Source organism: Vibrio sp. OPT24 (assembly GCF_015163545.1).
GTDB classification, from domain to species: domain Bacteria; phylum Pseudomonadota; class Gammaproteobacteria; order Enterobacterales; family Vibrionaceae; genus Vibrio; species Vibrio cyclitrophicus.
The window spans coordinates 161,736-188,037 of record NZ_JADDYI010000049.1; the positions used below are offsets into that span (position 1 = coordinate 161,736).

A 26,302-nucleotide genomic window follows, 5' to 3' on the forward strand; every position below is an offset into this window, starting at 1 on the left:
AACTATAGGAAACTAGGATGCCTTATTTAATAGTTATAGTCCTCTCTATTTTTACCCTAACTGGATGCCAGTCCGCTTATTATTCGGCTATGGAGCAAGTGGGGTACCACAAGCGCGACATTATGGTCGATAGAGTGGAAGACGCTAAAGAGTCGCAGCAGGATGCTCAGGAAGAGTTTAGTAGCGCGCTAGAGGCGCTCAGCAGCCTGACTAACTTCAACGGTGGCGACCTTGAAGACATGTACAACCAAATCAATGATAAATACCAAGACAGCGAGAAAGCCGCGCAAAATGTCAGTGACCGGATTGCTGCTATTGAAGATGTATCAGATGCGCTATTCGCCGAATGGCAAAGTGAACTAGACCTTTACACTAGCGACTCACTGCGTCGTTCAAGTGAGCAAAAGCTGCGTGAGACTAAATCGTCTTACCAAACGATGCTTTCAGCGATGAAACGTGCCGAGAAAAAGATGGACCCTGTACTCAACACCCTTCGCGACAATACGCTTTATCTCAAGCACAACCTAAATGCGAGCGCTGTCGGTTCGTTGCAGGGAGAGTTTATGAGCTTAGAAAAAGACATCGCCTATGCAATAGAGCAGATGAATGCGGCAATAGCAGAGTCGGATAAATTCCTAGCTCAACTCAATCAGAAGTAGTGCCATTAGAAACGAATTAAGATAAATCCGTATGAACCCAATCATTGTTACTGGCGGCCCAGGGGCTGGTAAAACCACACTAATTAATGCCTTGGGTGACATCGGTTACCCGATATTCGCTGAGTCCTCTCGCCAGTTGATAGAACAGCAGAGTCAACTTGAGAACGGTATATTACCTTGGTTAGACCTTCCGGGCTTTGCTCACTTGTGCTTGACTGTGATGAGTGAGCAAAAAGAGCAAGCGAATCAACACCAGATTGCGTTTCTCGACCGTGCGATTCCAGATATCTGCGGTTACTTAGCTCAGGCGAATCTCGATATTGATGCGACCTACCGAGAAGCGAGCCAAGGCTATCATTCACAAGTCCTATTCTGCCGCCCAGAGGCTTCTATCTATGTGCAAGATGAAGTGCGCCCTTATCCGTTTGAAGAAGCCTTAGAAATTCACCACGCTTTAGTAACAGTCTACCAAGAACTGGGTTATGAGGTTGTCGAGGTTCCATTTATGTCAGTCGAAGAACGGGCTCTATTTGTTAAAAGTCACCTAGGTATCAAAAGCTAAATCCCCAACTCGGCCGGTCCTCCCTCTTGAGGATGACGAATACTTGAATGCTCTTTGTATCTCGCATCTCGTTGACCTGAATCTAAGCAAACTACCGTCATTCCCTACAGCGAGGCACGAGTGTGATAAGGAACCTCACACAGCTGATGGTTTTCGATACTTTTCCAAGCCGCACACAAAACAAAAGCCCCGAGCAGCTAGGCTACTCGGGGCTTTCTTACTTATTCTAAAACTGCTTGATAGCTAGAAGCTAGTCTGCTGGCAATTAAGCCTTAGCTGGACGTGCTGCACGCTTACGTTCGTTTTCAGTAAGAAGCTTCTTACGGATACGTACGTTTAGTGGCGTTACTTCTACTAGTTCATCTTCATCGATAAACTCAAGAGCTTGCTCTAGAGTGTGCTTGATCGGTGGAGAAAGAACTTGTGCTTCATCAGTACCAGATGCACGAACGTTCGTTAGTTGCTTACCTTTCAGACAGTTTACTGTCAGGTCGTTTGAACGGTTGTGAATACCGATTACTTGACCTTCATAAACTTCATCAGCGTGCTCTGTGAATAGACGACCACGAGCTTGAAGGAAGAACAATGCGTAAGTCAGTGCTTTACCAGTCGCGTTCGAGATTAGAACACCGTTGTTACGCTGACCAATGATACCGCCTTTGTAAGGACCGTAATGATCGAACGAGTGGTAAATAAGACCAGAACCCGATGTCATTGTAAGGAATTCAGTTTGGAAACCGATAAGACCACGAGAAGGCATCATGAAGTCCATGCGAACACGGCCTTTACCATCTGGTGCCATATCTGTTAGCTCACCCTTACGTAGACCGATGCTTTCCATGATCGCACCTTGGTGCTCTTCAACTACATCGATAGTCACCGTTTCGAACGGTTCCATTTTCTGACCATCTTCTTCTTTGATGATTACTTCTGGACGAGATACTGCAAGCTCGAAACCTTCACGACGCATGTTTTCGATCAGGATAGAAAGGTGAAGCTCACCACGGCCTGATACGCGGAAACGGTCTGGACTTTCAGTTTCTTCAACACGTAGTGCAACGTTATGAACCAATTCTTTTTCAAGACGCTCAAGGATGTTACGTGAAGTTACAAACTTACCTTCTTTACCCGCGAACGGAGAAGTGTTTACTTGGAAAGTCATTGTTACTGTTGGTTCATCAACAGACAGTGGTTCCATTGCTTCAACATTGTTTACGTCACAGATAGTGTCTGAAATTTTCAGCTCACCAAGACCTGTGATTGCAATGATGTCGCCAGCGTTAGCTTGATCTACTTCGTGACGCTCAAGACCTAGGTAACCAAGTACAGTACCTACTTTACCGTTACGTTTTTTGCCTTCAGCATTCACGATAGTTACTTGTTGGTTTGGCTTAACAGAACCACGAGTAACACGAGCAACACCGATAACACCTACGTAAGAGCTGTAATCAAGTTGCGAAATTTGCATTTGTAGTGGGCCGTCAAGGTCAACTGCAGGCGCTTCAACTGTATCAACAACAGCTTGGAACAATGGTTCCATGTTCTCGCCAGTTTCGCCTTCAGTCATTGTTGCCCAACCGTTTAGAGCTGAAGCGTAAACAACGGTGAAGTCTAGTTGCTCATCAGTAGCACCTAGGTTGTCGAAAAGGTCGAATACTTGATCCATAACCCAATCAGGACGAGCGCCTGGGCGGTCAATCTTGTTAATTACAACGATTGGCTTAAGACCGTGTGCGAATGCTTTTTGCGTTACGAAACGAGTTTGAGGCATTGGGCCGTCAACTGCATCTACGATCAGAAGAACTGAATCAACCATAGACATGATACGCTCAACTTCACCACCGAAGTCCGCGTGTCCCGGAGTATCTACGATGTTGATGCGGTAATCATTCCAGTTGATTGCTGTGTTCTTAGCAAGAATGGTAATGCCACGCTCTTTTTCGATGTCATTCGAATCCATGACACGCTCTTCAGCTTCACCACGAGACTCAAGAGTGCCTGACTGTTGTAGCAGTTTATCAACCAAAGTCGTTTTACCGTGGTCAACGTGCGCGATGATCGCGATATTTCTTAACTTATCAATCTGTGGAGTAGACATGGATTCTCGATTCACTCATAAAAGTAGCCGTCACTTATCTCAAAAGTTTGGATAATAACCGCTAGCTTGATTTAAAAAACGGTCAATAATATACCAGATTCTAGACAAAAACCCAGAAATATGTGATCTGAACCAAGGCTTTTTTCTTTATTAGCGATTCATATCCGCTTAACTTTGATTCAGTATCGTACCCAACCGTCCATTTTATATGACTCTGAAGAATCATTACCAAATCAGCTTCAAGCCGAATCTCTCTCAAAACCGTAAAAGTGGATTGACAACTTAAGCAATTCATTGCTGAATAGTATTCGTTCATGACTCATCTTGGTGCACAGACAAACGATTGCACCAAACAAGTGCAGATAGAGATCATTTTGGTGCAAAAACCAAAGAGAACAAAACAGTTAAACAAGTAAATCATTGAAATTAATGGAATAATTTTTTTGGCACGTTTTTGGCTATAGATAAATCAGCATCGATTAATGCACATACAGACATTAATCAATGCTAGTTTCAACCGAATCGAGCTAATACCGAATTAATAACACTGGAGGTTATCCAAGATGTCAGTAGAAAATGTACTATCCCTGATCCAAGAGAACGAAGTTAAATTTATCGACTTACGTTTTACTGATACAAAAGGTAAAGAGCAGCATATCTCTATTCCTTCTCACCAAGTTGATGCTGACTTCTTTGAAGAAGGTAAAATGTTTGACGGCTCTTCAGTAGCTGGTTGGAAAGGCATTAACGAATCTGACATGGTAATGATGCCAGACGCTGCATCTGCTGTACTAGACCCATTCACAGAAGACGCAACACTAAACATCCGTTGTGACATTCTTGAGCCTGCAACAATGCAAGGCTACGACCGTGACCCACGCTCTATCGCTAAACGTTCTGAAGAGTACCTACGTTCTACAGGTATCGCAGACACAGTTCTAGTTGGTCCAGAACCAGAATTCTTCCTATTTGATGACGTTAAGTTCTCAAACGACATGTCTGGTTCTTTCTTCAAGATTGATGACGTAGAAGCAGCTTGGAACACAGGTTCTGACATCGAAGGCGGTAACAAAGGTCACCGTCCTGGCGTTAAAGGCGGTTACTTCCCAGTAGCTCCTGTCGATTCATCTCAAGACATCCGTTCAGCAATGTGTCTAGTAATGGAAGAGATGGGCCTAGTTGTTGAAGCTCACCACCACGAAGTAGCAACTGCGGGTCAAAACGAAATCGCAACTCGCTTCAACACGCTAACAGCGAAAGCTGATGAAACTCAAATCTACAAGTACGTTGTACACAACGTTGCTCACGCATTTGGTAAAACAGCAACATTCATGCCTAAGCCACTAGTTGGTGACAACGGTTCTGGTATGCACGTTCACCAATCTCTAGCAAAAGACGGTGTAAACCTGTTTGCTGGTGATAAGTACGGCGGCCTATCTGAAATGGCGCTTTACTACATCGGTGGTGTAATCAAACACGCTCGTGCAATCAACGCATTTGCTAACCCATCAACTAACTCGTACAAGCGTCTTGTACCTGGTTTCGAAGCACCGGTAATGCTTGCTTACTCAGCACGTAACCGTTCTGCTTCTATCCGTATCCCAGTAGTACCAAGCCCTAAAGCACGTCGTATCGAGCTACGTTTTGGTGATCCAGCAGCTAACCCATACCTATGCTACTCAGCAATGCTTATGGCTGGCCTTGACGGTATCAAGAACAAGATCCACCCAGGCGAAGCTATGGACAAAGATCTATACGACCTTCCTGCAGAAGAAGCAGCTGAAATCCCAACAGTTGCGGAATCTCTACAAGAAGCTCTTGCAGCACTTAGCGACGACCGTGAGTTCCTAACAGCTGGCGGTGTATTCTCTGACGACTTCATCGATTCTTACATCACTCTGAAATCTGACGACGTACAACGCGTGAACATGGCTACACACCCACTTGAGTTTGAACTGTACTACTCAGTTTAATCCTCGATTAATAATCGTGTAGTGACTCTTACTGCAACATGTAAGAAGTGCTAAAAAATATTAGGCTCGCCTCGCAGGTGGGCCTTTTTTTTATTCTCTCGACGCCCCCCTCCTCGTACCATACCTTAGACAAAAGCCTTCAGAGGCTGCTGCTATAAATACAATAAAATCAACGCCAAACGTGAAGTCACCTAGCGGTTAAAAGAGGCTAAAGATATGAAAAATATACTGTTCCTGATCGGGTTAACAGTCGCACTCTCATGCTCTTCTCAAACGGTATATACCTGGGAAGATAGCGAGGGCGTACTCCACTTTAGTGATATGCCCACCGCTGAAAATGCCAAGTCTCTTCACTTACCTGACGTACAAGCTTCTGCGCCCGCGCCTAAATTTGAAAGCTCGATACCCGTTGATTCCTCGGCTTCATCGACAACGAAAGTGACTGCGCCAGTTCATGATCAGCCAACAGCCGACAACACCACAGAACGAGAACTCCCTACTCAGTTAACACTGACTATGCTGACTCCCGTTCACGATCAAACCATCCGCAGCAACCGCGGCTTAATCCCTATTAAAATAGAACTGAGCCGAAAGCTAGGTATCGGGGAACAATTACAACTCATGCTTGATGGTCGTCGTTATGGCGCTCCACAAACCCAATATCACTGGGAACTAAAGGGCATAGACCGAGGTACTCACACCATTGCAATTCAAGCACATAGAAGCGGCAAGCTTATTGCATCTACTAGTCCAGTCACCGTGTATTTACATCGAGCGACGATCAAGTAGGCCTGTGTGTTAAAAGAGACGGAATTACCTCAGCTTTTCACCTGTTCTCAACAGCTTTCAGCAACTTTAATGAATTAACTTTAGCTTCTGATTGATATGCGCCATACTTGAACTTAGCTACGCACCAAATTGGTGCAGTGAGAAAACACCAGTTCAAGGACGAAATAGTGAATCGATCAGCGAAACGCGACAGCATAGATACACATCAACTTTCCAGTGCCATTCTCGATAATATGGTGACCTCGACATTGATGCTCGATGAGCAACTGTATGTGCGATACGCCAACCCATCGGCTGAACAACTCTTTTCACAAAGTGCGAGACGCATCGTTGATCATCCATTGAGTCAACTCATCCAACATGCCTCTCTCGATTTAGCCCTCCTGACACAACCTCTGCAAAGTGGCCAGAGCATTACCGACAGTGACGTTACCTTTGTTGTCGATAACCGCCCATTAATGCTTGAAGTGACAGTGAGCCCAATATCTTGGCAACGTGAGACCTTGCTATTGGTAGAGATGCGCAAGATAGACCAACAAAGACGACTCAGCCAAGAGCTAAACCAGCACGCGCAACAACAAGCGGCTAAGCTGCTGGTGCGAGGGTTAGCGCATGAAATTAAGAACCCGTTAGGTGGATTAAGAGGCGCGGCGCAGCTGCTTGGAAAAATGCTGCCCGATCAGTCCCTTAATGAGTATACGCAGATCATTATTGAGCAAGCCGACCGCTTGAGAGCGTTAGTCGACCGCCTTCTTGGTCCACAAAAGCCAGGAACAAAATCGGAAGAGAACCTCCATCAAATACTCGAAAAAGTAAGACAACTCGTTGAACTCGAATCAGGTTCAACACTCGCTATCGAAAGAGATTACGACCCGAGCTTGCCCGCGATTTTGATGGATTCCGCCCAAGTTGAACAAGCCATGCTCAATATCGTGAGCAATGCTGCACAGATTTTAAAAACCCAAGAATCAGGAAAAATCACCATTCGCACCAGAACGGTGCATCAAGCCAATATTCATGGTCAACGGCACAAACTCGCTGCTCGTATTGAGATCAGCGATAACGGCCCAGGTATTCCTGATGAATTAAAAGACACACTGTTTTACCCAATGGTTAGCGGGCGAGAAGGTGGCACGGGATTAGGGTTATCCATATCGCAAAACCTGATCGATCAACACAATGGGAAAATTGACGTTGAAAGCTGGCCAGGAAATACCACATTCACGATTTACTTGCCGATATAAGTGAAGCTAGATCCCAATGGAAAACCGAGCTTTAAAGGCAAAAAAGAATACCGAAAAATAAAAACAACAATGATTATCACAATAGAATTGGCTGTAAAGGAATTGAATTATGAGTAAGGGATACGTTTGGGTCGTTGATGACGACAGCTCTATCCGATGGGTAGTAGAGAAAACACTGTCTTCTGCGGACATAAAGTGCGAAACATTTGCCGACGCAGAGAGCGTATTGCTTGCTCTTGAGCGCGAAACGCCAGATGTATTAGTATCTGATATTAGAATGCCTGGTATCGACGGGATTGAATTGTTACATCAAGTTCATCAGCGATCGCCTGATCTACCCGTCATTATTATGACCGCGCACTCAGACTTAGATGCAGCAGTCAATGCGTACCAAAAAGGGGCCTTTGAGTATCTGCCTAAACCGTTTGATATCGATGAAACACTGACTCTGGTAGAGCGAGCGATTGCGCATAGCCATGAACAGAAACGCGAACAAGCCAGCGAAGTAACTGAAGACACTAATGCGCCAGAAATCATTGGTGAAGCACCTGCGATGCAGGAAGTTTTCCGCGCTATTGGTCGTTTATCTCGTTCATCCATTTCGGTTCTTATTAACGGTGAGTCAGGTACGGGTAAAGAGCTCGTCGCGCATGCTTTGCACCGACACAGCCCAAGAGCGAAAAAGCCATTTATCGCCCTTAATATGGCGGCTATTCCTAAAGATCTCATTGAATCAGAGCTATTTGGCCACGAAAAAGGCGCGTTTACTGGTGCTAACAGTGTTCGCCAAGGACGTTTTGAGCAGGCTAACGGCGGCACGCTGTTTCTTGATGAAATCGGTGATATGCCACTCGATATTCAAACTCGTCTATTGCGTGTACTTTCTGATGGTCAGTTCTATCGCGTAGGTGGTCACTCTGCAGTTAAGGTCGATGTTCGCATCGTCGCAGCGACCCACCAAGACCTCGAACGATTAGTTCATGAAGGTGGGTTTCGTGAAGACCTTTTCCATCGACTTAACGTCATTCGAATTCATATTCCAGCACTACGCGAACGTAAACAGGACATTGAAAAGCTGACTCACCACTTTTTAGCCTCAGCTGCAGAAGAGTTAGGCGTTGAAGTGAAGACACTGCATCCAGAAACGATTCTAAAGCTCAACCAACTGAATTGGCCTGGTAACGTACGTCAGCTTGAGAATATTTGTCGTTGGTTAACGGTGATGGCTAGCGGCAGCGAGATACTGCCTTCCGATCTACCACCGGAATTGTTGGAAGAAAAAGTCGTGACCACTTCAGGTTCTGGGGATAACTGGCAGCAACTGCTCGCGAATTGGGCGAAATGTGCGCTTGATTCAGGAGAAAAAGAGCTGCTCACTTACGCTCTACCAGAGTTTGAACGTATACTGCTCGAGGCTGCACTCAACCATACCAATGGTCATAAACAAGATGCAGCTAAGGTTTTAGGTTGGGGCAGAAACACCCTAACCCGTAAACTCAAAGAACTGTACTGACCTGATATGACTTTCGATGCAGCGACTTTTTAACCCAAAAAAGAGTCGCTTGGTTTGAGTAGTGTCGGTACAATTAAGGTATGCCATTCACTAAAGTTGTAGCGACGATGTCTTTGAAAACAAAAATTACATTAAGAACCGCTGTGGTTCTGCCATTCGTGATGATTTTTCTATTCACTATGAGCGTAATGGTTTTTACTCAAAAGCAAAGCTACAAAGAAATGGTGAGTGATCTTAGTGCGCGACAACTAACATCACTCACAGACAACGTTCATAAAAGTCTTTCTGAGTTTTTAGAAAAACCGTTTCACGCCAACCTCTCGCTGAGCCACAACATCGGTTACCACCACCTTTATCAATCGGGGAACCTCAGCAGAGTTCAAGACTATATTCTTTATAAGTTCTCTACGCATTTTCAGGCCGTTCCTCAACTGGATGTGATCGGCTTTGGCTCTGAAGACGGTAACTACGTTGGCTTTCGTCAAGAAGCCAACAATGGTTATACCTTGATGGTGCAAGATGACCGAACCCAAGATCAACTTGTCATTTATCGCGGCAGCACGATTAGTGAAGACATTCGCTCCGTCATTTCGGGATACGATCCGAGAATTCGTCCTTGGTACACGCCTGTTGTTAATCAAAAAACAGCTTCTTGGTCGCCCATTTACGCCAACGCTGATGAACGCCAAGAGATCACGCTTTCAGCCCTAGCACCTATCTATGACGACAACGAATTTAAAGCCGTGATTGTCAGTGACATCAAGATCAACACTTTCAACGCCTTCTTAAGAAACCTAAAAGCCGAAACCGATGCCTCTGTCTATATTATTGACCAACAGCAGCGCTTGGTGGCGCACTCTGGTGGGGGCAGCGTTGTCTCTTGGGGAACCGGTAAAACTCATAAAGGTCAGCGCTTATTAGCAACAGAAAGTGCTAACCCCATCATAAAAGAGAGCGCCAGTTACGTTGACCAATTTCATTTGATTGAAAATATGGGCGTGCAACGTTTCAAATTTACTCTTGATGGTGAACAATACTTCAATCAGATCACGCCTTATCAAGATGATCACGGCATCAATTGGTTTATTGGTATGTCGATCCCTGAAACCAACCTGCTTGGTGATTTACCTAAAAACCAAAGAAATAGCTGGCTACTTGGACTGCTTCTCAGCTGTATCGGTATTATCGCAGGATTGATCGCCTTTAATCGAGTTACCCAACCCATCACCTCCACAGCAGATGCCGCCAAACGTCTCGCGAACGGCGACTGGGACAGCGGCATGCCAAAATCTGGCAATAACATCTACGAAACCAGCCTGTTGGTAGAAGCCTTTAATGAGATGGCCAACAATTTAAAAGCTTCATTCCAGCAATTACAAGCTCAGCTTACCTATGACTCGCTAACCAAACTATACAGCCGTGAAGGCTTTATTGAGGCCGCTAAGACAAATGGCGATATCGAAAAAGGCACTCTGTATTTAGTGGGTATTGATCGCTTTCGCGACATTAATGACAGCTTAGGTCATTACAATGGTGACCAACTGCTTATCATCGCGGCAGCACGCCTAAGAGGCACACTGCCTAGTGAATACCTATTAGCCCGTACTGGTGGCGACGAATTTGCAATCTATGCCCCTAATGTCACCCAAGATGACGATATTCAATTACTGACCAACCGCTTACTTCAAACCTTTGCGTCTCCATTTGCTATGGAGTCAGAAAATGTTGTCATTAATGTTTCAATTGGAGTCGTAGGAGTCTCTAACGAGCAAGATATTACGCTGTGGCTACGCAATAGCAGCATTGCACTCAGCAACGCAAAGCAAGATAAGACTCGTGTCAGCGTATACAGCCCCGAGATGGGCAAAGCTTCTAGGCACCGAACTAAAATGCTCGCTCGTATGAACAAAGCCATCGAACTGCAACAGTTCGAGCCTTTTTATCAGCCAATTATTGACCTTGAATCTGGCTCAACAATTGGTGCGGAGGCCTTAGCACGCTGGATAACAGACGATGGTATCGTCGCCTCACCATTAGATTTCATCCCACTTGCAGAAGAGACTGGGCTTATTTACGACATCGGCCAGCAAATCCTGCACAAATCTTGTCGGGATACCGCCATCGCGATCGCGTCAGGAAAATGGGGTAAAGACTTCACAATTCACGTTAACCTCTCCGTCGACCAGTTGAGTGAAAGTAGCTTTGTTGATCGAGTCCAATCCATACTGAGTGAGACAAAGCTATCGGCTAACAATCTTACGTTAGAGATCACCGAATCGCGCATCGTAGATAATGACCCCATGATCATCGACAACATGCTGACTTTAAAAGCACTGGGTGTTTCCATTGCGATTGATGATTTTGGCACAGGATATTCATCGTTAGCGTACTTACATAAGCTGCCATTTGACTGCCTTAAAATCGATCGCAGCTTTGTTAGCAAGTTGGATAAGGAGAACCTAGACAGCTCTATCGTTGCAGCAATCGTTAATATCACCAAGGGCTTCAAGGTAAGCATAGTCGCAGAAGGTGTAGAAACTCAGCAACAAGCGGATCTACTCAAACAGCTGAAATGCCCGCAGGCGCAGGGGTTCTTATACAGTCGCCCGGTTCCTTTTGAGCAATGGCCAACCGACCTCTGCAACGTAAGACAAAGCAGTAAAGAAAGCATGATGTAAAGTAGATAGAGAATTGACTTACAGACAGACAAAAAAATGCCAGCATGATGCTGGCATTTTTTATGTTTGTTTCTCGAACGTGTAATTAAATCACACGAGAGAATTGCTGCTGGCGAGCCTTTGCACGTAGGTATTTATCAAAACACATGCAGATGTTACGGATCAGCAAACGGCCACGCAAAGTCACGCGGATTTCTTTGTCATCCACTTCAACCAACTCATCATTGATGAAGGTTTGCAGTAGCCCTAAGTCTTCTTTGAAGTAACCATTAAAGTCTACAGAAAACTCAGACTCGATCATGGTTTTATCAAGCTTAAAGTTACAGATAAGCTGTTTAATGACCTCACGACGCACTAGGTCATCACTGTCTAATACCACACCTTTCCAAAGTGCATGACGCAGGTCATTCACCTGAGCGTAATACTTCTTCAGCTCTTTTTGGTTTTGAGCGTAAGCATCACCGACCATAGAGATAGCAGAGACACCGAAACCAATTAAGTCAGCTTCACCTTGGGTCGTGTAGCCTTGGAAGTTACGATGCAAGATACCTTCGCGTTGTGCTACTGCTAGCTCGTCTTCAGGTAGTGCAAAGTGATCCATTCCGATGAACTGGTAACCAGCACCCGTTAGCGTTTCGATGGTATCTTGTAAGATAGCCATTTTCTCTTTAGCTTCTGGTAGGTCTTCGTCTTTAATCTTACGCTGCGCAGCAAACAATTGCGGCATGTGTGCGTAGTTAAATACCGATAAACGACCCGGTTTCATTTCTAACACTTGCTTCAATGTTTCCGCGAACAAAGCTTGAGTCTGCTTTGGCAGGCCGTAGATCAAATCAAGATTAGTAGAGCGGAAGCCTAGCTCTTTAGCACGCTGAACCATTGCAATAATGAACTCTTCATCTTGTTCACGGTTAACCAGCTTTTGCACTTCTTTATTGAAGTCTTGAACACCAATACTCAAGCGGTTAAAACCTTCGCGGCGTAGGTGGTCGAGTACATCAAGTTCAATCTCACGTGGGTCAACCTCGATACTAATCTCAGCATCAGCCGTGAAGTTAAACTCATCACGCAGAATCATCATCAAACGAGTGATTTGTACTTTTGTTAGGAATGTCGGGGTACCGCCACCGAAGTGCAGTTGAGTCACCTCGCGACCATTCAGCAAAGAAGCGCGTTGACGAATTTCGTGTTCAATCACATCTAGGTACTCATCCGCTTTGTGCGAATGACGGGTAATGACCTTGTTACAGCCGCAGTAGTAACAAAGCTTGTGACAGAACGGAATATGCACGTAAAGAGAGAGTGGACGCTCAGGGTATTGCGTACACGCCATGTCGTAATCAGCGACGGTAAACGCTTCATGAAACTCCAACGCAGTTGGGTATGAAGTGTAACGAGGTCCCGAATAGTTGTACTTGTTTAAGATTTCTTGATCCCAAACGATTTGCTGATTCGTTGTTACTGGCTTGCTCGACATAGCGGTAATTCCAATTTAGATCCGCGAGAACCTAAGGTCTCTCAAATCATTTTACATACATTAAAATATAGACGGGTTATTTTGCCACACGACCAGTAAGGTCGTTTCAAGACAAAATCAATTTTTTAGACAAAAACTCAGAACTGCTAGCTTGATCACTAACAAAGCGTCGGGATTAACGAGACGCAAAAGGTAAGAAGGCTTATTTAACATTATCTGTTAAAGACAAAGCGTATTAAAGACGTGAGTCTTAAAGCTGTATATCTCAAAAACAGCGCGTCTTGAAACAGCACGTTTTGAAAACTAAATGTTAAACAAGCCTCAATTTTAAAAGTCTTAGCGACTAAATCATCTGAATATTGATTTGGTTGTTAAGAGGTTTAATTTTCTCCTGCAACCGTTTCAAATCTTCGATGACGGCATCATTCAAGCGAGTCTCTGCCTTGTGGCGTGTGAGATTCTGCTGCATGCGCTCTTTCTTGGTCAGTGCCTGTCTTTCATCTCCGCGAGCCATGTCTTTTACGATATGGTACAGCTCAGAAAGAGCAGGATATTCAGAATCAAAATCGACACGCTCATCACCCTGAACATTATCCATAATGATACACACTCGGATACTGATCTCAGGTAAATCACACTGCCCTTGAATACCCGCTAGACACAAAGTATTCACGTTCTCGTAAATCTTTGCGTTACGTTTTTCAATGGCAAGTGCTTGATGCTGCTTTTGCAACTCCGTCTGCTTCTTCACTTGAAGTAGAAGGTAACCTGCATAAGAGCCCAAGCCGAGAATGATTATTCCGCCAGCAATTGCTAATAAGGTTACATTCATTGGCTCTTAACCTTTAAAGCTGTCTAAATCGAAGTCTTCGAATTGAGATAACAAGTCTTCATCAGAGCTTGCTTTCTTCTTAGAAACAACAGGTGCTTCTTCGAAAATCTCTTCTTCATCGTCTTCTGGCTCTAGCAGACCCAAGCGGCCCATTAGGTGTTCGATACGATCAAGTTTCTCATCAACGAACTTCTGTAGACCTGCACCTAGGTTTTCACCATTTTCGATACGATCTAATAGTGTATTCAGTTGAGCATCATTCTCAAGCATCTCTAACTCTTGTTCGTTAGATAGCTTGCGCTCTTGTTTCGTCGGCTTCTTCGCTGGTTCAACGATCAGCGGAATTTTTTTCTTGCTGCCTAAACGAGGGTCGCGAGCTAGTGCAGCTTTGCGCTGTTTTGCTTCGCTACCATCTGAGTGACGGCTACCAGACTTAAGGCCTTTACGCTTTTTAACACGCTTACGTTCACGACCTTCAACATCAGATTCACTACGGTTACGAGTAACCATAGGTTCCGGAGCGCCAAGTGCTCCTGGTTTTCTTGATTTCTTACTACGACCCATTACTGCACTTTCCTCAGTAAAATTACATCATTTCCAAAAAATTCTAGTTCGAGCTTATCCCGCTCTGCCAAAAACTGGAATGTTTGACGACTAAAGAAGACGACATGTGTCGGGTCATTCTTGTAGTGCCAACCAGCAAACGCGTCTACGTCTATTACTAGTTTAGTCATAAGACCAATCCAGCCCTTGGGTTTAACTAAATTCAACCATTGCTGCCACACTTTGTCTGGGTGGTAAAGATGCTCTATCACCTCCGTGGCAGTCATAAAGTCATACGTTTTTTCCAACACAGAGAGTTCTGGGTGGTAATAGATATCGTACAACTCCATGGTGTGTCCGGCTTCTTCTAACATAATAGATAGCGTAGGGCCTGGGCCACAACCAAAATCCAACCCGTGTGAGTTAGATGAAATTTTGTCTGTTAGAGGATCTGCGATGCGAGATAAAAAACGGCGATAGCCTGCATCACTAGGATCGTTCTCATGGAGATCATAGTGTGCTTTTTCTTCTTTTGCTTCTAACCTTTGTTCAGGTTTAACAAATACCAGTTCACATTGCTGACACTGCAGATAAGCTCTGCGTTTGTCTTCAAAATAGTGATTCACGCCTTGGTGATGGCATAAGGGACAAGTATACATAGCACATCCTTAAACAGGGATGCGAAACATACCAGAAACTGAGTTTATAGTGGAGAGGTATTGGGTGTTTTTTCATCAAATCAATAAAAAAAGCGATAGGAAAACCTATCGCTCTCTAAATCTGCCTATATCGGCCAAAATTTGCATACTCAACTTGGTACACAAATCTCCATTTGTTATTGGTGCTTTCCATGCCAAATTTGTTTTTTGTTCATCGTCCTGATGAGTTTTGGCTATCCTTTTCTAACACCTTGTTGCTGGGCTGTCCTAGCCTGATCCGTTTCTGTCTATACCGTTAGACTAGATGACCATCCGTATCTAAGTCAGCTCCTAGCTGATGACGGGTACTTTACCTTGTTACAAAAAGACTACAAGAGTGCGACTTCACACTTTTGTACACAAATTGAGCTCATATTGATAAATAAGATATGAACACGGCACTCATAGGCAATAGTAATACAAAAGAAAACGCCCCAACCATTTCTGATCGGGGCGTATCTTGAATCTCGCTCGAACGTACATTTCTTTACTCTGGCTAAGAGCAAGAAACCGACATATTAGTGTAAACCACCAACGTACTTCGATAAGGTATCAATATCTGCGTCTGTTAACTTTTTAGCTACATCACGCATCATCGCATTCATGTCGTTATTACGGCTACCATCGCGGAATTTCTCAAGTTGAGCCTTGATGTAATCTGCGTGCTGGCCAGAAATTTTAGGGAAACCAGAAAGTTCAGTACCGTTACCACGAGGACCGTGACAAGCAATACACGCCGTTACGCCACGTTCTGCGTTACCAGCGGTGTAAAGAACTTTACCTTCATCCACAACATTTTCAGGAGTTGAGTTACTAGAAATAGGTAGAGAGGCGTAGTATGCCGCTAGGTCAGCCATATCTTCTTCAGATAAAGACATCGCCATCGCACCCATTACAGGTTCATTACGACCTTGTTTACCACCACTCGTCATACCGAGTTTAAGCTCTTTTAACTGCTTCTCTAGGTACTTCTCATGTTGACCAGCCAGTTTAGGGTACTGAGTGATCAGACTGTTGCCGTCAGCACCGTGGCAGGCAACACATGTTTGTGATTTGGCTTTACCAGCTTCAATACTACCTTGAGCCCATACTGAGCAGCTGGCTAAAAGACTCAAAATTAGCGCTAATTTCTTCATGACATTCCATTATAATTATCAAGCTTCCAGTACCACTCTATGTTGCCACTCATGGTACAATAGGCGACCTTATGCCGAGCACGGTTATTTTACACAAATTCACAAAAAAGTAATCAATCGACTACACAAAGTCGAGATGGAGTTAACAGTGAGCGTAAAAATTCATTATCAAAACACGCATTTCATTACCAGTGCACCTGATATTCGTCATTTACCAGAAGACGAAGGGATCGAAATTGCGTTTGCAGGACGCTCCAATGCTGGTAAATCTAGCGCGCTAAATCGCGTTACAAACCAAAAAAGCTTGGCGAAAACCAGTAAAACACCCGGTCGAACTCAGCTAATCAACCTATTTAAGGTAACGGATGGTTGTCATATCGTCGATTTACCTGGATATGGCTTTGCTCAAGTACCGCTTGAACTAAAGAAAAAGTGGCAGAAGTCGCTAGGTGAATACCTACAACGTCGCGAAAGCCTGAAAGGTTTAGTGGTATTGATGGACATCCGTCACCCAATGAAAGACCTTGACCAACAAATGATCTACTGGGCTATCGATAGCCGCATCCCAGTACAGGTTTTGTTAACAAAAGCAGACAAACTGAAAAGTGGTGCGCGTAAAGCTCAGCTACTAAAAATCCGTAACGATGCGAAATCTTTCGGTGGTGATGTTGCGGTTGATGTTTTCTCTTCAATGAAAGGCATCGGCGTTGACCAACTGCGTGCCAAGATGGATGAGTGGTTTGCCCCAGCTTTCGCTGACCAACTCATTGATGAGCTAGCGGACGAAGAGCACAACGATTCAGAGTAGTTCTCCTAACTATAGATTTATCTATAGTTAGGGATTAAAGCACTGACAACCAGTGATTTAGCCTTATCAATACCTCGCACTATAAAAGCGGGGTATTTTTTTGCCAGAAAATTAGTGAGTTAGGCCTGAATTATTAGCGATAGAGACCGCATTTATCCGCTTAAACCAATAGAAGTGAACCATACTAAAAGACACACCGAAATAAACAGAACAATGAGAAAGGAGTACTCATGTGGAAAACACCATTGGCCATCATTGCACTTATGCTGGTCTCATTAACAGGGCTCGCCTCTGAAGCAGAACAGACCAAGACCGAGACCGCTCTGGTCAATGTTGATATGACCTTAGATCTCGATGGCATGGAGAAGTATGCTCAGGAGGCAAGTGAATCTCTTGAGGTGATATCGCAATCTTTGCAGGCGATCGTCAACAACCCCAACCTCAGTGAAGATCAGCAGCAAGCATTGAATCAGACCGTCGAAAGCATTAATAAGCTCGCCAGCTCTACCAAGACATCACTCAATCAACTCCCACAAGCCTTAAACCAATCTCGACTCGCCTTTAAAAAGACCAGTCAAATGCTGTTGGATGATATTCAGACCAAGATCATCATTGCGTTAGTGGCTGTGGTCGCTGTCATTGTCATCGCGTTGACTGCTATCTACCTACTTATCCTAAAACCCATGCAGCAAACCTTGGTAAAAGCGACCCACAATATCTCTTCTATGGCGCAATCCATCCAGATCACCGCCGAAGCGCTAAAATACAGTACTGAGAAACAACAAGAAATTATGGAGTACATTGAGCATTCACCCGCTCAATACACTGATAAATAAGGCGTGACTTACCTATCTTTTACCGACCATTTGTAAAATAAAAGTTATTTCAAATGATAAAACAATCAAATTAGAGATGGATTTAAATTACCAAATGCTGATCGAGTTCCAGATCTAAGGCAAATCAGGTGTTTATCACTGTGCTTGAGAAAGCGTAAGAAAAGACACTAAAAAGGGCGGGTTTACGGGAGTAATCGTAGGTTGGAAAAATTTTTCTTTCGCACAAGAAAAAACGCCCCAGTCAAATACTGACTGGGGCGGCTGAATCAGCCTAATCCAATAACGTGAAACAAAAGGTCTGAAAGATAGAACATCTTACCTCTGTACCCTACAAGATTTAATGTACAACAATTGCTCAGAAATGAAAACAATTTTTGTAGTTTTTTTTCATGAATGTTTTATTAAAACATCTAAGTTCTTTTCACAGCTCATCTTTATTCGAGACAAAAAAAAGCCAGTGTTTGTGCACTGGCTCATACTAATTTGCTTAATAAGGTCAAAAACTGATTAGTGGGCTTGATCCCAGTTGTCACCGTGGCCAGCTTCCGCCACAAGCGGCACTTCTAGTTCTGCCGCGGATTCCATCAATTGTTGTACTTTACTTTCAATTTCGGCTAAAGCTGACTCTTCCACTTCAAACACCAATTCATCGTGTACTTGCATCAATAGCTTCACACGACCATCGCCTTCGGCTTGAATCCACTCATCGACTAACAACATCGCTTTCTTGATGATATCTGCCGCTGTACCTTGCATTGGCGCGTTGATCGCTGCGCGTTCAGCCGCTTTACGACGCATACCATTACGAGATTGAATTTCAGGAAGGTGCAAACGACGGCCGTAAATGGTTTCAACGAAGCCTTGCTCTGAAGCCGCGCTGCGTGTGTCTTCCATGTACTGCATTACGCCAGGGTAACGTTCAAAGTAAGTGTCCATGTAGTGCTGTGCTTCCCCACGAGGAATACCCAGTTGCTTAGCCAAACCAAAAGCACTCATGCCGTAGATAAGACCGAAGTTAACGGCTTTAGCACGACGACGCTGTTCAGTGGTAACTTGATCAATGGCCACACCGATAATCTCAGCAGCCGTTGCCGCGTGGATATCTTTGCCTTGTTGGAATGCTTCTAGTAACGCTTTATCACCCGATAGGTGCGCCATGATACGCAATTCAATTTGAGAGTAATCGACCGCTAGGATCTTCCAACCATGTTGTGCAACGAAGGCTTGGCGAATACGACGACCTTCTTCATTTCGAATTGGGATGTTCTGTAGGTTTGGATCAGTCGAAGACAAACGGCCCGTTGCTGTCACCGCTTGGTGGTAAGACGTGTGAACACGGCCTGTTTCAGCGTTGATCATCTTCGGCAATTTATCTGTATAGGTAGACTTCAGTTTCGCAAGGCCACGATACTCAATAATCAACTTAGGTAGCGGGTAATCAAGCGCCAGTTCTTGCAGCACTTCTTCGTTGGTTGAAGGTGCCCCTGATGGCGTTTTCTTGATAACAGGCAGACCCATTTTCTCAAACAGGATCGCTTGCAGCTGTTTTGGCGAGTTCATGTTGAACTCTTGCTCTGCAATCTCGTAAGCTTTCTGCTCTAGTTCGTCCAGACGAACCGCAATCTCTTGCGATTGAGCGCCTAGCAACATGTCATCGATGAATACGCCAGTGCGCTCAATGCGAGACATGACAGGAATCAGCGGGACTTCAATTTCTTCATAGATGGTTTTAAGCTTTTCATCTTGATTGATGTTTTCCATCAAGCGGTTATGAAGACGTAGTGTCACGTCTGCATCTTCCGCGGCATACGGAGAAGCTTCACCCAGTTCAATTTGATTAAAAGTAAGTTGTTTCTTACCCTTACCTGCGATTTGCTCAAATGAGATGCAGCTGTGCTGTAGGAAACGCAGTGCCAAGCTGTCCATATCATGCTTACCACCTACGCTATTGAAAACGTATGACGCCAACATGGTATCGAATTTAATCCCCTTCATATCGATACCGTAGCGCGCTAGCACACTCATATCGTACTTCAGGTTTTGTCCTACCTTTGCTTGTGAATCATCTTCGAGAATTGGCTTAAGCTGTTCAAGTACCCAATCGCGATCCAGCTGCTGCGGTGCATCTAAGTAATCATGGGCAACAGGTACGTAAGCGGCAACGCCTTCTTCGGTTGCGAATGACAAGCCAACAAGGTTCGCGAACATGTAATCTAAGCTGTCTGTTTCCGTGTCGAAAGCAAATACTTCAGACGCTTTCAGTTTTTCTAGCCAAACATTGAATGACGCTTCATCGAGGATGGTTTCGTAGTTGCTGCGATCAATCGTCACGGCAGATGTATTCATCTCTACAGTAGACGTTGTTGCAGAAGCGCTGCTACGTACTGATCCAGCTCCCGCTGCGGCAGATTTTTCAGCCGCCTCAACGACACCACTGCCACCTTCAAGTAGCTCATTCAACCAAGATTTGAAGACCAGTTGACCGTATAACTTAATCAGCTCATCGATATTGGGTTGTGCTTTTACTAATGACTCAGGCGTCTCTTCAAGCTCAACATCCAGTTTGATTGTTGCGAGCTGATAGGACATATCAGCATTAGCTTTATTATCAGCTAACTTCTTAGCCATGGTTTTCGAACCACGGAAACCAAGTGCCGCAATATCATCAAGATTTTGATACAACTTTTCGATACTACCGATGCCTTGCAGCAATGCGGTTGCAGTCTTATCGCCGACACCCGGGACACCCGGAATGTTATCCACTTTATCGCCCATCAGAGCAAGATAATCGATGATCAACTCTGGCGGGATACCAAACTTCTCGATAACACCTTCACGATCCATCACTACGTTGGTCATGGTGTTGATCAAAGTAACGTTATCATCCACCAATTGCGCCATATCTTTATCACCAGTACTGATAAGCACAGGCATACCGAGAGCTGAAGCCTGAGAAGCCAGCGTACCAATTACGTCATCCGCTTCAACGCCAGGAATAGAGATAAGTGGTAAACCCATCGCACGAATAACATTGTGCAGAGGCTCTATCTGACAACGAAGATCGTCAGGCATAGGTGGTCGGTTTGCTTTGTACTCTGGGTACATGTCATCACGGAACGTCTTTCCTTTCGCATCAAAAATAACCGCAATACGATCAGAAGCAAATTGACGCATCATGCTGCGTAGCATGTTAACCACACCGTAAACAGCGTTGGTAGGGATATCACCATTGCTCATGGTGCCAGGGTAGGCATGGAACGCGCGATATAGGTAAGAAGAGCCATCGATCAGAATCAATGGATTATCAGGAATACGAGCCATAATGTTTGTGTATCCAGTAAGTACAGAAATTATCTGTTAAGAATGCCACGTCTGTTGGTTGGATTCCACGTTGTCGATCTGTATCCGTTCACTCGGTTGTGTTCGATATAATCGATTTGTTGTTATTTTTTGTTCTTAGACGCAAGCGTTCTGTGGATAACTCTGTTTATATTATTTATCCACCTTGTTGAAAACTAAGCACAACAAGCAATAAAACAACAATAAGCTCATGAAAGTAAAGAATAAAATTACAGATCGAACATATGATCAACGATCTTTTTACGATCTTGCGTTGTGGAAAAGAATACTGATGGCGTTTTATTCATAAAAATATGTGCCACTAAATATGCATCTTGTTGAAATGAAGGTATAAAAAAAGCGACACCCGAAGATGTCGCCTAGCAAAAACCGGTAAAGCCATTCAAATTGAATACCACAGCTTTACCTAAAAGCTATAAATTACACTGGAAGCAATGTGAGCAATGTCGTGTCAAAAAGAACTTAGTACAAGTTCGCGAGAATTCTGTTGGGTAACCAAGTTGACACTTGAGTACTTAACATCCTTGTGAACATTTCCTCATTCCCTAAGACAAAGTTAATAATAATGATTCTCATTTAATAGTCAACACTTAAATGATAATAAATCTCATTTAATTTATAAACCGTTAACAGCAGTGCTCAAATTTGCTTCAAAAAATGGATTCTATGGGCATTAATGTCTTCTTTTTCTTCTAATTTTTCGATTAGGTAACCGTTTCTCAATAACAGACGCAGCATCGCAGGAAACTGGTTACGAGATTTCACTTTTAGCTGTTGGTAGCCCTGTTGCTTCACCCACTGTTCTTGAGTATCTAATTGCGCCTGTGCAACACCTTTATTCCTTGCGATCGGTAACACGCCACCAAACCAGCTATAGAAAGTGTGCTGATCCAATTCATAACCGATCTTAAAACCAAGCAGCACGTCATCGTCTTCAGCCACTAAAATCAGGCTCTTTTTCCCAGCAAGCCGCTCTGCAAGAGAAGCAACGCTTTCGTTCTTAGCAAACTCGGAGATCTGTTCAACAACAGAGACGACCTCTTCTAACGAACCTTCACGTACGATGATTGACATCTTGTTTCATCCTCATAAAACAAAAGGGCTGGCACAACGGCCAACCCTTTGGTGATCATATGATTTGCTTGATCGTACTTACTTGCCTTGCAGGTGCTCAGCAGCTTGTGCGTTATCTTCAGCAAGCCACTCTGCGACATCTTTAGCGAAGTACGTCAGGACGCCATCAGCGCCAGCACGCTTAAAGCACAACAGTGACTCCATGACGGTTTCACGCTCTTTCAGCCAGCCGTTTTGAATCGCCGCTTTGTGCATCGCATACTCACCAGATACTTGATAAGCAAACGTTGGAGCTTGCAGTTCATGCTTAACACGGCGCACGATGTCTAGGTAAGGCATGCCTGGTTTCACCATCACCATATCCGCACCTTCATTAAGATCCATCGCGACTTCATGAATCGCTTCATCGCTGTTGGCTGGATCCATCTGGTAGTTCTTCTTGTTACCACCTTTCAGGTTCGAAGCACTGCCAACTGCATCACGGAATGGGCCGTAGTAGCACGATGCATACTTTGCAGAGTACGCCATGATTTGGGTATGAATGTAGCCAGCTTCTTCTAACGCTTCTCGGATTTTACCAATACGGCCATCCATCATATCCGACGGTGCAACCACATCAGCACCCGCTTCAGCGTGTGATAGTGCTTGCTTAATCAAGACTTCAGTCGTCTCGTCATTCATCACGTAACCATCTTCATCGATGATGCCGTCTTGGCCGTGTGTAGTGAACGGATCCAGTGCTACGTCAGTAATCACACCCATATTTGGCACGTGCTCTTTGAGTAAGCGTACTGCTCGTTGTACCAAACCTTCTGAGTTATGAGCTTCAGCCGCGCATAAACTTTTAGCATCTTGGTTCACTACCGGAAACAGAGCAATTGCAGGAACACCCAATTTTGACAGGTAATCCGCTTCCTCAAGCATAAGATCGATAGACAGGCGTTCAACGCCTGGCATTGACTCTACAGGCTCACGACGCTCTTTACCCATAAGAATAAACATTGGGTAGATTAGATCATCCACAGACAATTGATTTTCTGCCATTAGGCGACGGCTAAAGTCGTGCTTACGCATACGGCGCATACGGCGACCTGGGAATTGACCTTGAATTGAAACAGACACTAGATTCTCCTTGCCTAGTCTAAGCACCGAAATGCTTAGATATGAAAAGTGCAAAATACAGGCAAAAGCATATCACTGATGGCTCAGGACGCTAACAGTAAAATATAAAACCCACTCAAAAACAGGGAGAAATGGCAAAAAATGACCTTCTCCTCACACTGCCGTATACTCATGACAATTCAGTAAAGACCGCTTTCAGGACAAAACAATGATCGATACCCATGCCCATATTTACGCGAGCGAATTCGATGAAGACCGTGAACAAGTCGTGCAACGCGCGCTTGCTCAAGGTATTGATACCATTCTGCTGCCGAACATCGATTTAGAATCTATCGAGCCAATGCTAGCGACAGAGGCTCAGTTTCCTGAGGTATGTCGTTCAATGATGGGTTTGCACCCTTGTTACGTAGATGCAAATATCGAGCAGACCCTCAAAACCGTTCGAGCTTGGTTTGATAAGCATGACTTTATCGCCGTAGGTGAGATTGGTATCGACTTGTACTGGGATAAAACCTTTAAAGCAGAACAAGAGATGGCCTTCGTCACCCAATTGCAGTGGGCAAAAGACCTCGACCTACCTGTCGTCATCCACACCCGTGATTCCATTGAAGAAACACTCGCACTACTTCGCCAAGAACAAGACGGCAGCTTACGTGGTGTGTTTCACTGCTTTGGCAGCAGCTTAGAGGAAGCTCAAGCAATCAATGCGTTAGGTTTTCATTTAGGCTTAGGAGGCGTGTCGACGTTCAAAAACTCAGGCATGGACAAAGTAATCCCTCACCTTGATATGAATTACATCATTCTTGAAACTGATTGTCCGTATTTAGCACCGGCACCCAATCGCGGTAAGAGGAATGAGCCAGCGTACACGGAGTTGGTTGCACAGCGAATAGCCGATCTTAGAGGCATGACGATTGAAGAGGTTGACGCGTTAACCACTAAAAATGCGAGAGATTTATTCAATTTATTATAGATTTATCAGTAAATTAAATTAAATTAATTGTATTAACAAATAATATTTGAGAACAAAAGGCAATGAGTCTATTATCAACCGCATTCATATGGGGATAATAGATATGTGTGACCACTCACAATACTTACAACGTCAACATCGAACCCTATGGCATAAAATTTTGGGTATCAAAGAGCTCTATATATGCCAAAACTGTGGCTATCAGTTAAAGATTCGATAAACAAAACATAATAAAAAAGCGGCCAATAGCCGCTTTTTTATTATGTGATTTTTTGCTGCTGGGCTCTAACGATCAGCTCTTTGCCAATTAAGATTCAGCCTCTTCTTCCTCATCACCCTCTTCTGGTTTACGCACATAAAAACGCGCAAAGAACAGACCAATCTCAAACAGAATACACATTGGAATCGCCAACAGGGTTTGCGAGATCATATCGGGTGGTGTCAGCATCATACCAACAATGAAAGCACCGACGACGATGTAAGGACGCTTTTCTGACAAAGCTTTAGGCGTTGTCGCCCCTGTCCAACATAGCAAGATAATCGCGACTGGTACTTCAAAAGCAATACCAAAGGCAAAGAACAACGCGAGTACAAAATCAAGGTAACTCGATATATCGGTTGCGAACTCAACTCCCCCTAATGATATGGCCGTAAAAAAGCCAAATACCAATGGGAATACCACGAAGTAAGCGAACGCCACACCACAGTAAAACAACAATGAACTTGAAGCCAACAACGGCATGATCAAGCGCTTTTCATGCTTATATAAGCCCGGAGCGACAAAAGCCCACACCTGATACAAAATAAACGGAACCGCGATAAAAATAGACGCGATTAAGGTTAATTTCAGTGGTGTGAAAAATGGCGATGCAACATCGGTCGCAATCATCGTCGCCCCTTCAGGTAGGCGATCTACCAAAGGTGCTGATACAAATTCATAAATATCATTAGCAAAATAAATTAGCCCGACAAACACGACCAGAACCGCGACAATCGCACGTAGTAGGCGATTACGTAGTTCTAGAAGGTGGCTAATTAAAGGCTGTGTCTGCTCAGTCGAAGACATGTCAAACCTCTTAAACAGGAAGATCGAAAAGGAGCCGCGCACCTATCTATCCAGTTGAATTGGTATCAACTTGAATAGTTATTTACTTGAATAGCTATCTATTTAAACATCTAGCGATTCAAGTATACGGCGACTCCTCCTTGCGAGACTATTCGGCTTTCTTATCTGACGGTGCTGAAGCTTCGCTGTTGATCTGAATGGTTTCAGATTCCACAGTTTCCGTGACACTAGGTTTAGTCTCACTTGGCTTATCAGACTCAGGCTTAGCATACGGACGTTGAACCTCAGCAGCGGCTTGCTTGAGTTCATCAACTGATGCTTTTAGATCTGGAGATAAATCTTCCATACCCATTTTTTCCGCCTTGCGTAGGTTTTCTTGCAGTTCTTGCACCTTAAGCTCATGAGAAAGTTCATCTTTCACACTATTTGCCATGCTTTTCGCTTGCCCAACAAACTTGGAGATACTGCGAATTGCAACGGGCAAACGCTCAGGCCCTAAAACCACTAACCCAACGACAGATATTAATACCAGTTCCCAAAAACCGATATCAAACACGATTTACGCCTGCTCTTTGTCTTTCTTTGTTTCAGCAGTTGTTTCAGCGCTCGCTTCTTTCTTCTGCTGTTCAATATTCTTTGGTTCAAAGTCTGCATCTTTCTTATCTGCAGGCTTATCTTCATCGCTCATTGCTTTTTTGAAGCCTTTAACCGCTGAACCTAAGTCACCGCCCATACCGCGCAGTTTCTTTGTTCCGAATAGCAAAATTACAATTACAGCAATGATTAGAAGTTGCCAAATACTGATACCACCCATTGTCATTGTCCTCGGGTCTGTCTACACATAAAAAATATTAAGGAAGT

General features: G+C 44.2%; 23 protein-coding genes. 10 read left to right on the forward strand and 13 right to left on the reverse strand.

What is annotated here, in order from left to right; translation table 11 throughout:
* Positions 1 to 17 precede the first annotated feature (17 nt).
* Complete coding sequence (locus IQO02_RS13495; RefSeq protein WP_016784088.1) at positions 18 to 659, forward strand: DUF2959 domain-containing protein; 642 nt, start codon at positions 18 to 20, stop codon at positions 657 to 659.
* 31 nt (positions 660 to 690) lie between these two features.
* Positions 691 to 1,221, forward strand: a complete 531-nt coding sequence (locus IQO02_RS13500; protein ID WP_102265231.1) for an AAA family ATPase — start codon at positions 691 to 693, stop codon at positions 1,219 to 1,221.
* A 265-nt stretch (positions 1,222 to 1,486) separates the two neighbouring features.
* Here IQO02_RS13500 and typA read toward each other — a convergent pair whose 3' ends face one another.
* Together typA and IQO02_RS22465 are read right to left on the reverse strand one after the other, a co-directional pair.
* A complete protein-coding gene (typA, locus tag IQO02_RS13505) occupies positions 1,487 to 3,319 on the reverse strand; it encodes a translational GTPase TypA (protein ID WP_010433522.1) in 1,833 nt (610 codons plus the stop codon).
* Positions 3,320 to 3,419: 100 nt separating this feature from the next.
* Entirely contained in the window at positions 3,420 to 3,635 is a 216-nt protein-coding gene (locus IQO02_RS22465; RefSeq protein WP_016768260.1) for a hypothetical protein, read from the reverse strand.
* Positions 3,636 to 3,882: 247 nt separating this feature from the next.
* On the opposite strand from IQO02_RS22465, the gene glnA reads away from it, so the two are divergent.
* From glnA to IQO02_RS13530, 5 genes are all read left to right on the forward strand, one after another.
* The gene (gene glnA / locus IQO02_RS13510) at positions 3,883 to 5,292 is read left to right on the forward strand and encodes a glutamate--ammonia ligase (RefSeq protein WP_010433520.1); all 1,410 of its coding nucleotides are present in this window, start codon (positions 3,883 to 3,885) and stop codon (positions 5,290 to 5,292) included.
* A 216-nt stretch (positions 5,293 to 5,508) separates the two neighbouring features.
* Positions 5,509 to 6,081, forward strand: a complete 573-nt coding sequence (locus IQO02_RS13515; RefSeq protein WP_010433518.1) for a DUF4124 domain-containing protein — start codon at positions 5,509 to 5,511, stop codon at positions 6,079 to 6,081.
* A 167-nt stretch (positions 6,082 to 6,248) separates the two neighbouring features.
* Positions 6,249 to 7,325, forward strand: coding sequence for a nitrogen regulation protein NR(II) (gene glnL / locus IQO02_RS13520; RefSeq protein WP_010433517.1), 1,077 nt, complete (start codon positions 6,249 to 6,251; stop codon positions 7,323 to 7,325).
* A 109-nt stretch (positions 7,326 to 7,434) separates the two neighbouring features.
* The gene (gene glnG, locus IQO02_RS13525; protein WP_010433515.1) at positions 7,435 to 8,838 is read left to right on the forward strand and encodes a nitrogen regulation protein NR(I); all 1,404 of its coding nucleotides are present in this window, start codon (positions 7,435 to 7,437) and stop codon (positions 8,836 to 8,838) included.
* 80 nt (positions 8,839 to 8,918) lie between these two features.
* The gene (locus tag IQO02_RS13530) at positions 8,919 to 11,516 is read left to right on the forward strand and encodes an EAL domain-containing protein (RefSeq protein WP_016784091.1); all 2,598 of its coding nucleotides are present in this window, start codon (positions 8,919 to 8,921) and stop codon (positions 11,514 to 11,516) included.
* Between the two features lie 85 nt (positions 11,517 to 11,601).
* On the opposite strand, the gene hemN is transcribed toward IQO02_RS13530, so the two are convergent.
* The 5 genes from hemN to IQO02_RS13555 form a co-directional block, all read right to left on the reverse strand.
* Positions 11,602 to 12,993 (reverse strand): oxygen-independent coproporphyrinogen III oxidase, encoded by a 1,392-nt coding sequence (gene hemN / locus IQO02_RS13535; protein WP_010433511.1) that lies wholly within the window; start codon positions 12,991 to 12,993, stop codon positions 11,602 to 11,604.
* A 343-nt stretch (positions 12,994 to 13,336) separates the two neighbouring features.
* The gene (locus IQO02_RS13540; protein WP_010433509.1) at positions 13,337 to 13,825 is read right to left on the reverse strand and encodes a DUF2489 domain-containing protein; all 489 of its coding nucleotides are present in this window, start codon (positions 13,823 to 13,825) and stop codon (positions 13,337 to 13,339) included.
* 6 nt (positions 13,826 to 13,831) lie between these two features.
* On the reverse strand, positions 13,832 to 14,389 hold the full coding sequence (yihI, locus tag IQO02_RS13545) for a Der GTPase-activating protein YihI (RefSeq protein WP_010433507.1): 558 nt from the start codon (positions 14,387 to 14,389) through the stop codon (positions 13,832 to 13,834).
* On the reverse strand, positions 14,389 to 15,027 hold the full coding sequence (locus IQO02_RS13550; protein ID WP_016789627.1) for a class I SAM-dependent methyltransferase: 639 nt from the start codon (positions 15,025 to 15,027) through the stop codon (positions 14,389 to 14,391). Before IQO02_RS13550 ends, yihI begins: the two co-directional genes overlap by 1 nt.
* Before the next feature lie 557 nt (positions 15,028 to 15,584).
* Entirely contained in the window at positions 15,585 to 16,202 is a 618-nt protein-coding gene (locus IQO02_RS13555) for a c-type cytochrome (protein ID WP_004735574.1), read from the reverse strand.
* A 148-nt stretch (positions 16,203 to 16,350) separates the two neighbouring features.
* Between IQO02_RS13555 and yihA the strand changes: the two genes are divergently transcribed.
* Both yihA and IQO02_RS13565 read left to right on the forward strand, forming a co-directional pair.
* On the forward strand, positions 16,351 to 17,010 hold the full coding sequence (gene yihA / locus IQO02_RS13560; RefSeq protein ID WP_010433499.1) for a ribosome biogenesis GTP-binding protein YihA/YsxC: 660 nt from the start codon (positions 16,351 to 16,353) through the stop codon (positions 17,008 to 17,010).
* A 230-nt stretch (positions 17,011 to 17,240) separates the two neighbouring features.
* Positions 17,241 to 17,846, forward strand: a complete 606-nt coding sequence (locus IQO02_RS13565) for a hypothetical protein (protein ID WP_016791239.1) — start codon at positions 17,241 to 17,243, stop codon at positions 17,844 to 17,846.
* 507 nt (positions 17,847 to 18,353) lie between these two features.
* On the opposite strand, the gene polA is transcribed toward IQO02_RS13565, so the two are convergent.
* The 3 genes from polA to hemB all read right to left on the reverse strand — a co-directional run bounded on the left by polA (position 18,354) and on the right by hemB (position 23,402).
* A complete protein-coding gene (gene polA / locus IQO02_RS13570; protein WP_102364216.1) occupies positions 18,354 to 21,167 on the reverse strand; it encodes a DNA polymerase I in 2,814 nt (937 codons plus the stop codon).
* 678 nt (positions 21,168 to 21,845) lie between these two features.
* The gene (locus IQO02_RS13575; RefSeq protein ID WP_016787704.1) at positions 21,846 to 22,280 is read right to left on the reverse strand and encodes a GNAT family N-acetyltransferase; all 435 of its coding nucleotides are present in this window, start codon (positions 22,278 to 22,280) and stop codon (positions 21,846 to 21,848) included.
* 78 nt (positions 22,281 to 22,358) lie between these two features.
* Positions 22,359 to 23,402 (reverse strand): porphobilinogen synthase, encoded by a 1,044-nt coding sequence (hemB, locus tag IQO02_RS13580; protein ID WP_010433487.1) that lies wholly within the window; start codon positions 23,400 to 23,402, stop codon positions 22,359 to 22,361.
* A 208-nt stretch (positions 23,403 to 23,610) separates the two neighbouring features.
* Here hemB and IQO02_RS13585 point away from each other — a divergent pair, with 208 nt between their 5' ends.
* Entirely contained in the window at positions 23,611 to 24,375 is a 765-nt protein-coding gene (locus tag IQO02_RS13585; protein WP_016768254.1) for a TatD family hydrolase, read from the forward strand.
* 307 nt (positions 24,376 to 24,682) lie between these two features.
* Here the strand turns inward: IQO02_RS13585 and tatC are convergent, their stop codons facing one another.
* The 3 genes from tatC to tatA form a co-directional block, all read right to left on the reverse strand.
* Positions 24,683 to 25,441 carry a twin-arginine translocase subunit TatC gene (gene tatC, locus IQO02_RS13590; protein ID WP_010433482.1) on the reverse strand — a complete coding sequence of 253 codons (759 nt, stop codon included), beginning with the start codon at positions 25,439 to 25,441 and terminating at the stop codon, positions 24,683 to 24,685.
* 148 nt (positions 25,442 to 25,589) lie between these two features.
* Positions 25,590 to 25,997: a Sec-independent protein translocase protein TatB gene (tatB, locus tag IQO02_RS13595; RefSeq protein ID WP_016768253.1), complete on the reverse strand. Its 408-nt coding sequence runs from the start codon at positions 25,995 to 25,997 to the stop codon at positions 25,590 to 25,592.
* A gap of 3 nt (positions 25,998 to 26,000) precedes the next feature.
* On the reverse strand, positions 26,001 to 26,255 hold the full coding sequence (gene tatA, locus IQO02_RS13600) for a Sec-independent protein translocase subunit TatA (RefSeq protein WP_004735565.1): 255 nt from the start codon (positions 26,253 to 26,255) through the stop codon (positions 26,001 to 26,003).
* Positions 26,256 to 26,302: the final 47 nt, after the last annotated feature.

Excerpts from the sequence above, each read along its gene's own strand:
- IQO02_RS22465 (WP_016768260.1), bottom strand. The coding sequence starts at position 3,635 with ATGAACGAATACTATTCAGCAATGAATTGCTTAAGTTGTCAATCCACT.
- IQO02_RS13585 (WP_016768254.1), top strand. The coding sequence starts at position 23,611 with ATGATCGATACCCATGCCCATATTTACGCGAGCGAATTCGATGAAGAC.
- IQO02_RS13500 (WP_102265231.1), top strand. The coding sequence starts at position 691 with ATGAACCCAATCATTGTTACTGGCGGCCCAGGGGCTGGTAAAACCACA.
- IQO02_RS13565 (WP_016791239.1), top strand. The coding sequence starts at position 17,241 with ATGTGGAAAACACCATTGGCCATCATTGCACTTATGCTGGTCTCATTA.
- glnA (WP_010433520.1), top strand. The coding sequence starts at position 3,883 with ATGTCAGTAGAAAATGTACTATCCCTGATCCAAGAGAACGAAGTTAAA.
- IQO02_RS13555 (WP_004735574.1), bottom strand. The coding sequence starts at position 16,202 with ATGAAGAAATTAGCGCTAATTTTGAGTCTTTTAGCCAGCTGCTCAGTA.
- IQO02_RS13495 (WP_016784088.1), top strand. The coding sequence starts at position 18 with ATGCCTTATTTAATAGTTATAGTCCTCTCTATTTTTACCCTAACTGGA.
- IQO02_RS13515 (WP_010433518.1), top strand. The coding sequence starts at position 5,509 with ATGAAAAATATACTGTTCCTGATCGGGTTAACAGTCGCACTCTCATGC.
- glnG (WP_010433515.1), top strand. The coding sequence starts at position 7,435 with ATGAGTAAGGGATACGTTTGGGTCGTTGATGACGACAGCTCTATCCGA.
- hemN (WP_010433511.1), bottom strand. The coding sequence starts at position 12,993 with ATGTCGAGCAAGCCAGTAACAACGAATCAGCAAATCGTTTGGGATCAA.
- tatA (WP_004735565.1), bottom strand. The coding sequence starts at position 26,255 with ATGGGTGGTATCAGTATTTGGCAACTTCTAATCATTGCTGTAATTGTA.
- tatC (WP_010433482.1), bottom strand. The coding sequence starts at position 25,441 with ATGTCTTCGACTGAGCAGACACAGCCTTTAATTAGCCACCTTCTAGAA.
- yihI (WP_010433507.1), bottom strand. The coding sequence starts at position 14,389 with ATGGGTCGTAGTAAGAAATCAAGAAAACCAGGAGCACTTGGCGCTCCG.
- typA (WP_010433522.1), bottom strand. The coding sequence starts at position 3,319 with ATGTCTACTCCACAGATTGATAAGTTAAGAAATATCGCGATCATCGCG.
- polA (WP_102364216.1), bottom strand. The coding sequence starts at position 21,167 with ATGGCTCGTATTCCTGATAATCCATTGATTCTGATCGATGGCTCTTCT.
- IQO02_RS13540 (WP_010433509.1), bottom strand. The coding sequence starts at position 13,825 with ATGAATGTAACCTTATTAGCAATTGCTGGCGGAATAATCATTCTCGGC.
- IQO02_RS13530 (WP_016784091.1), top strand. The coding sequence starts at position 8,919 with ATGCCATTCACTAAAGTTGTAGCGACGATGTCTTTGAAAACAAAAATT.
- IQO02_RS13550 (WP_016789627.1), bottom strand. The coding sequence starts at position 15,027 with ATGTATACTTGTCCCTTATGCCATCACCAAGGCGTGAATCACTATTTT.
- IQO02_RS13575 (WP_016787704.1), bottom strand. The coding sequence starts at position 22,280 with ATGTCAATCATCGTACGTGAAGGTTCGTTAGAAGAGGTCGTCTCTGTT.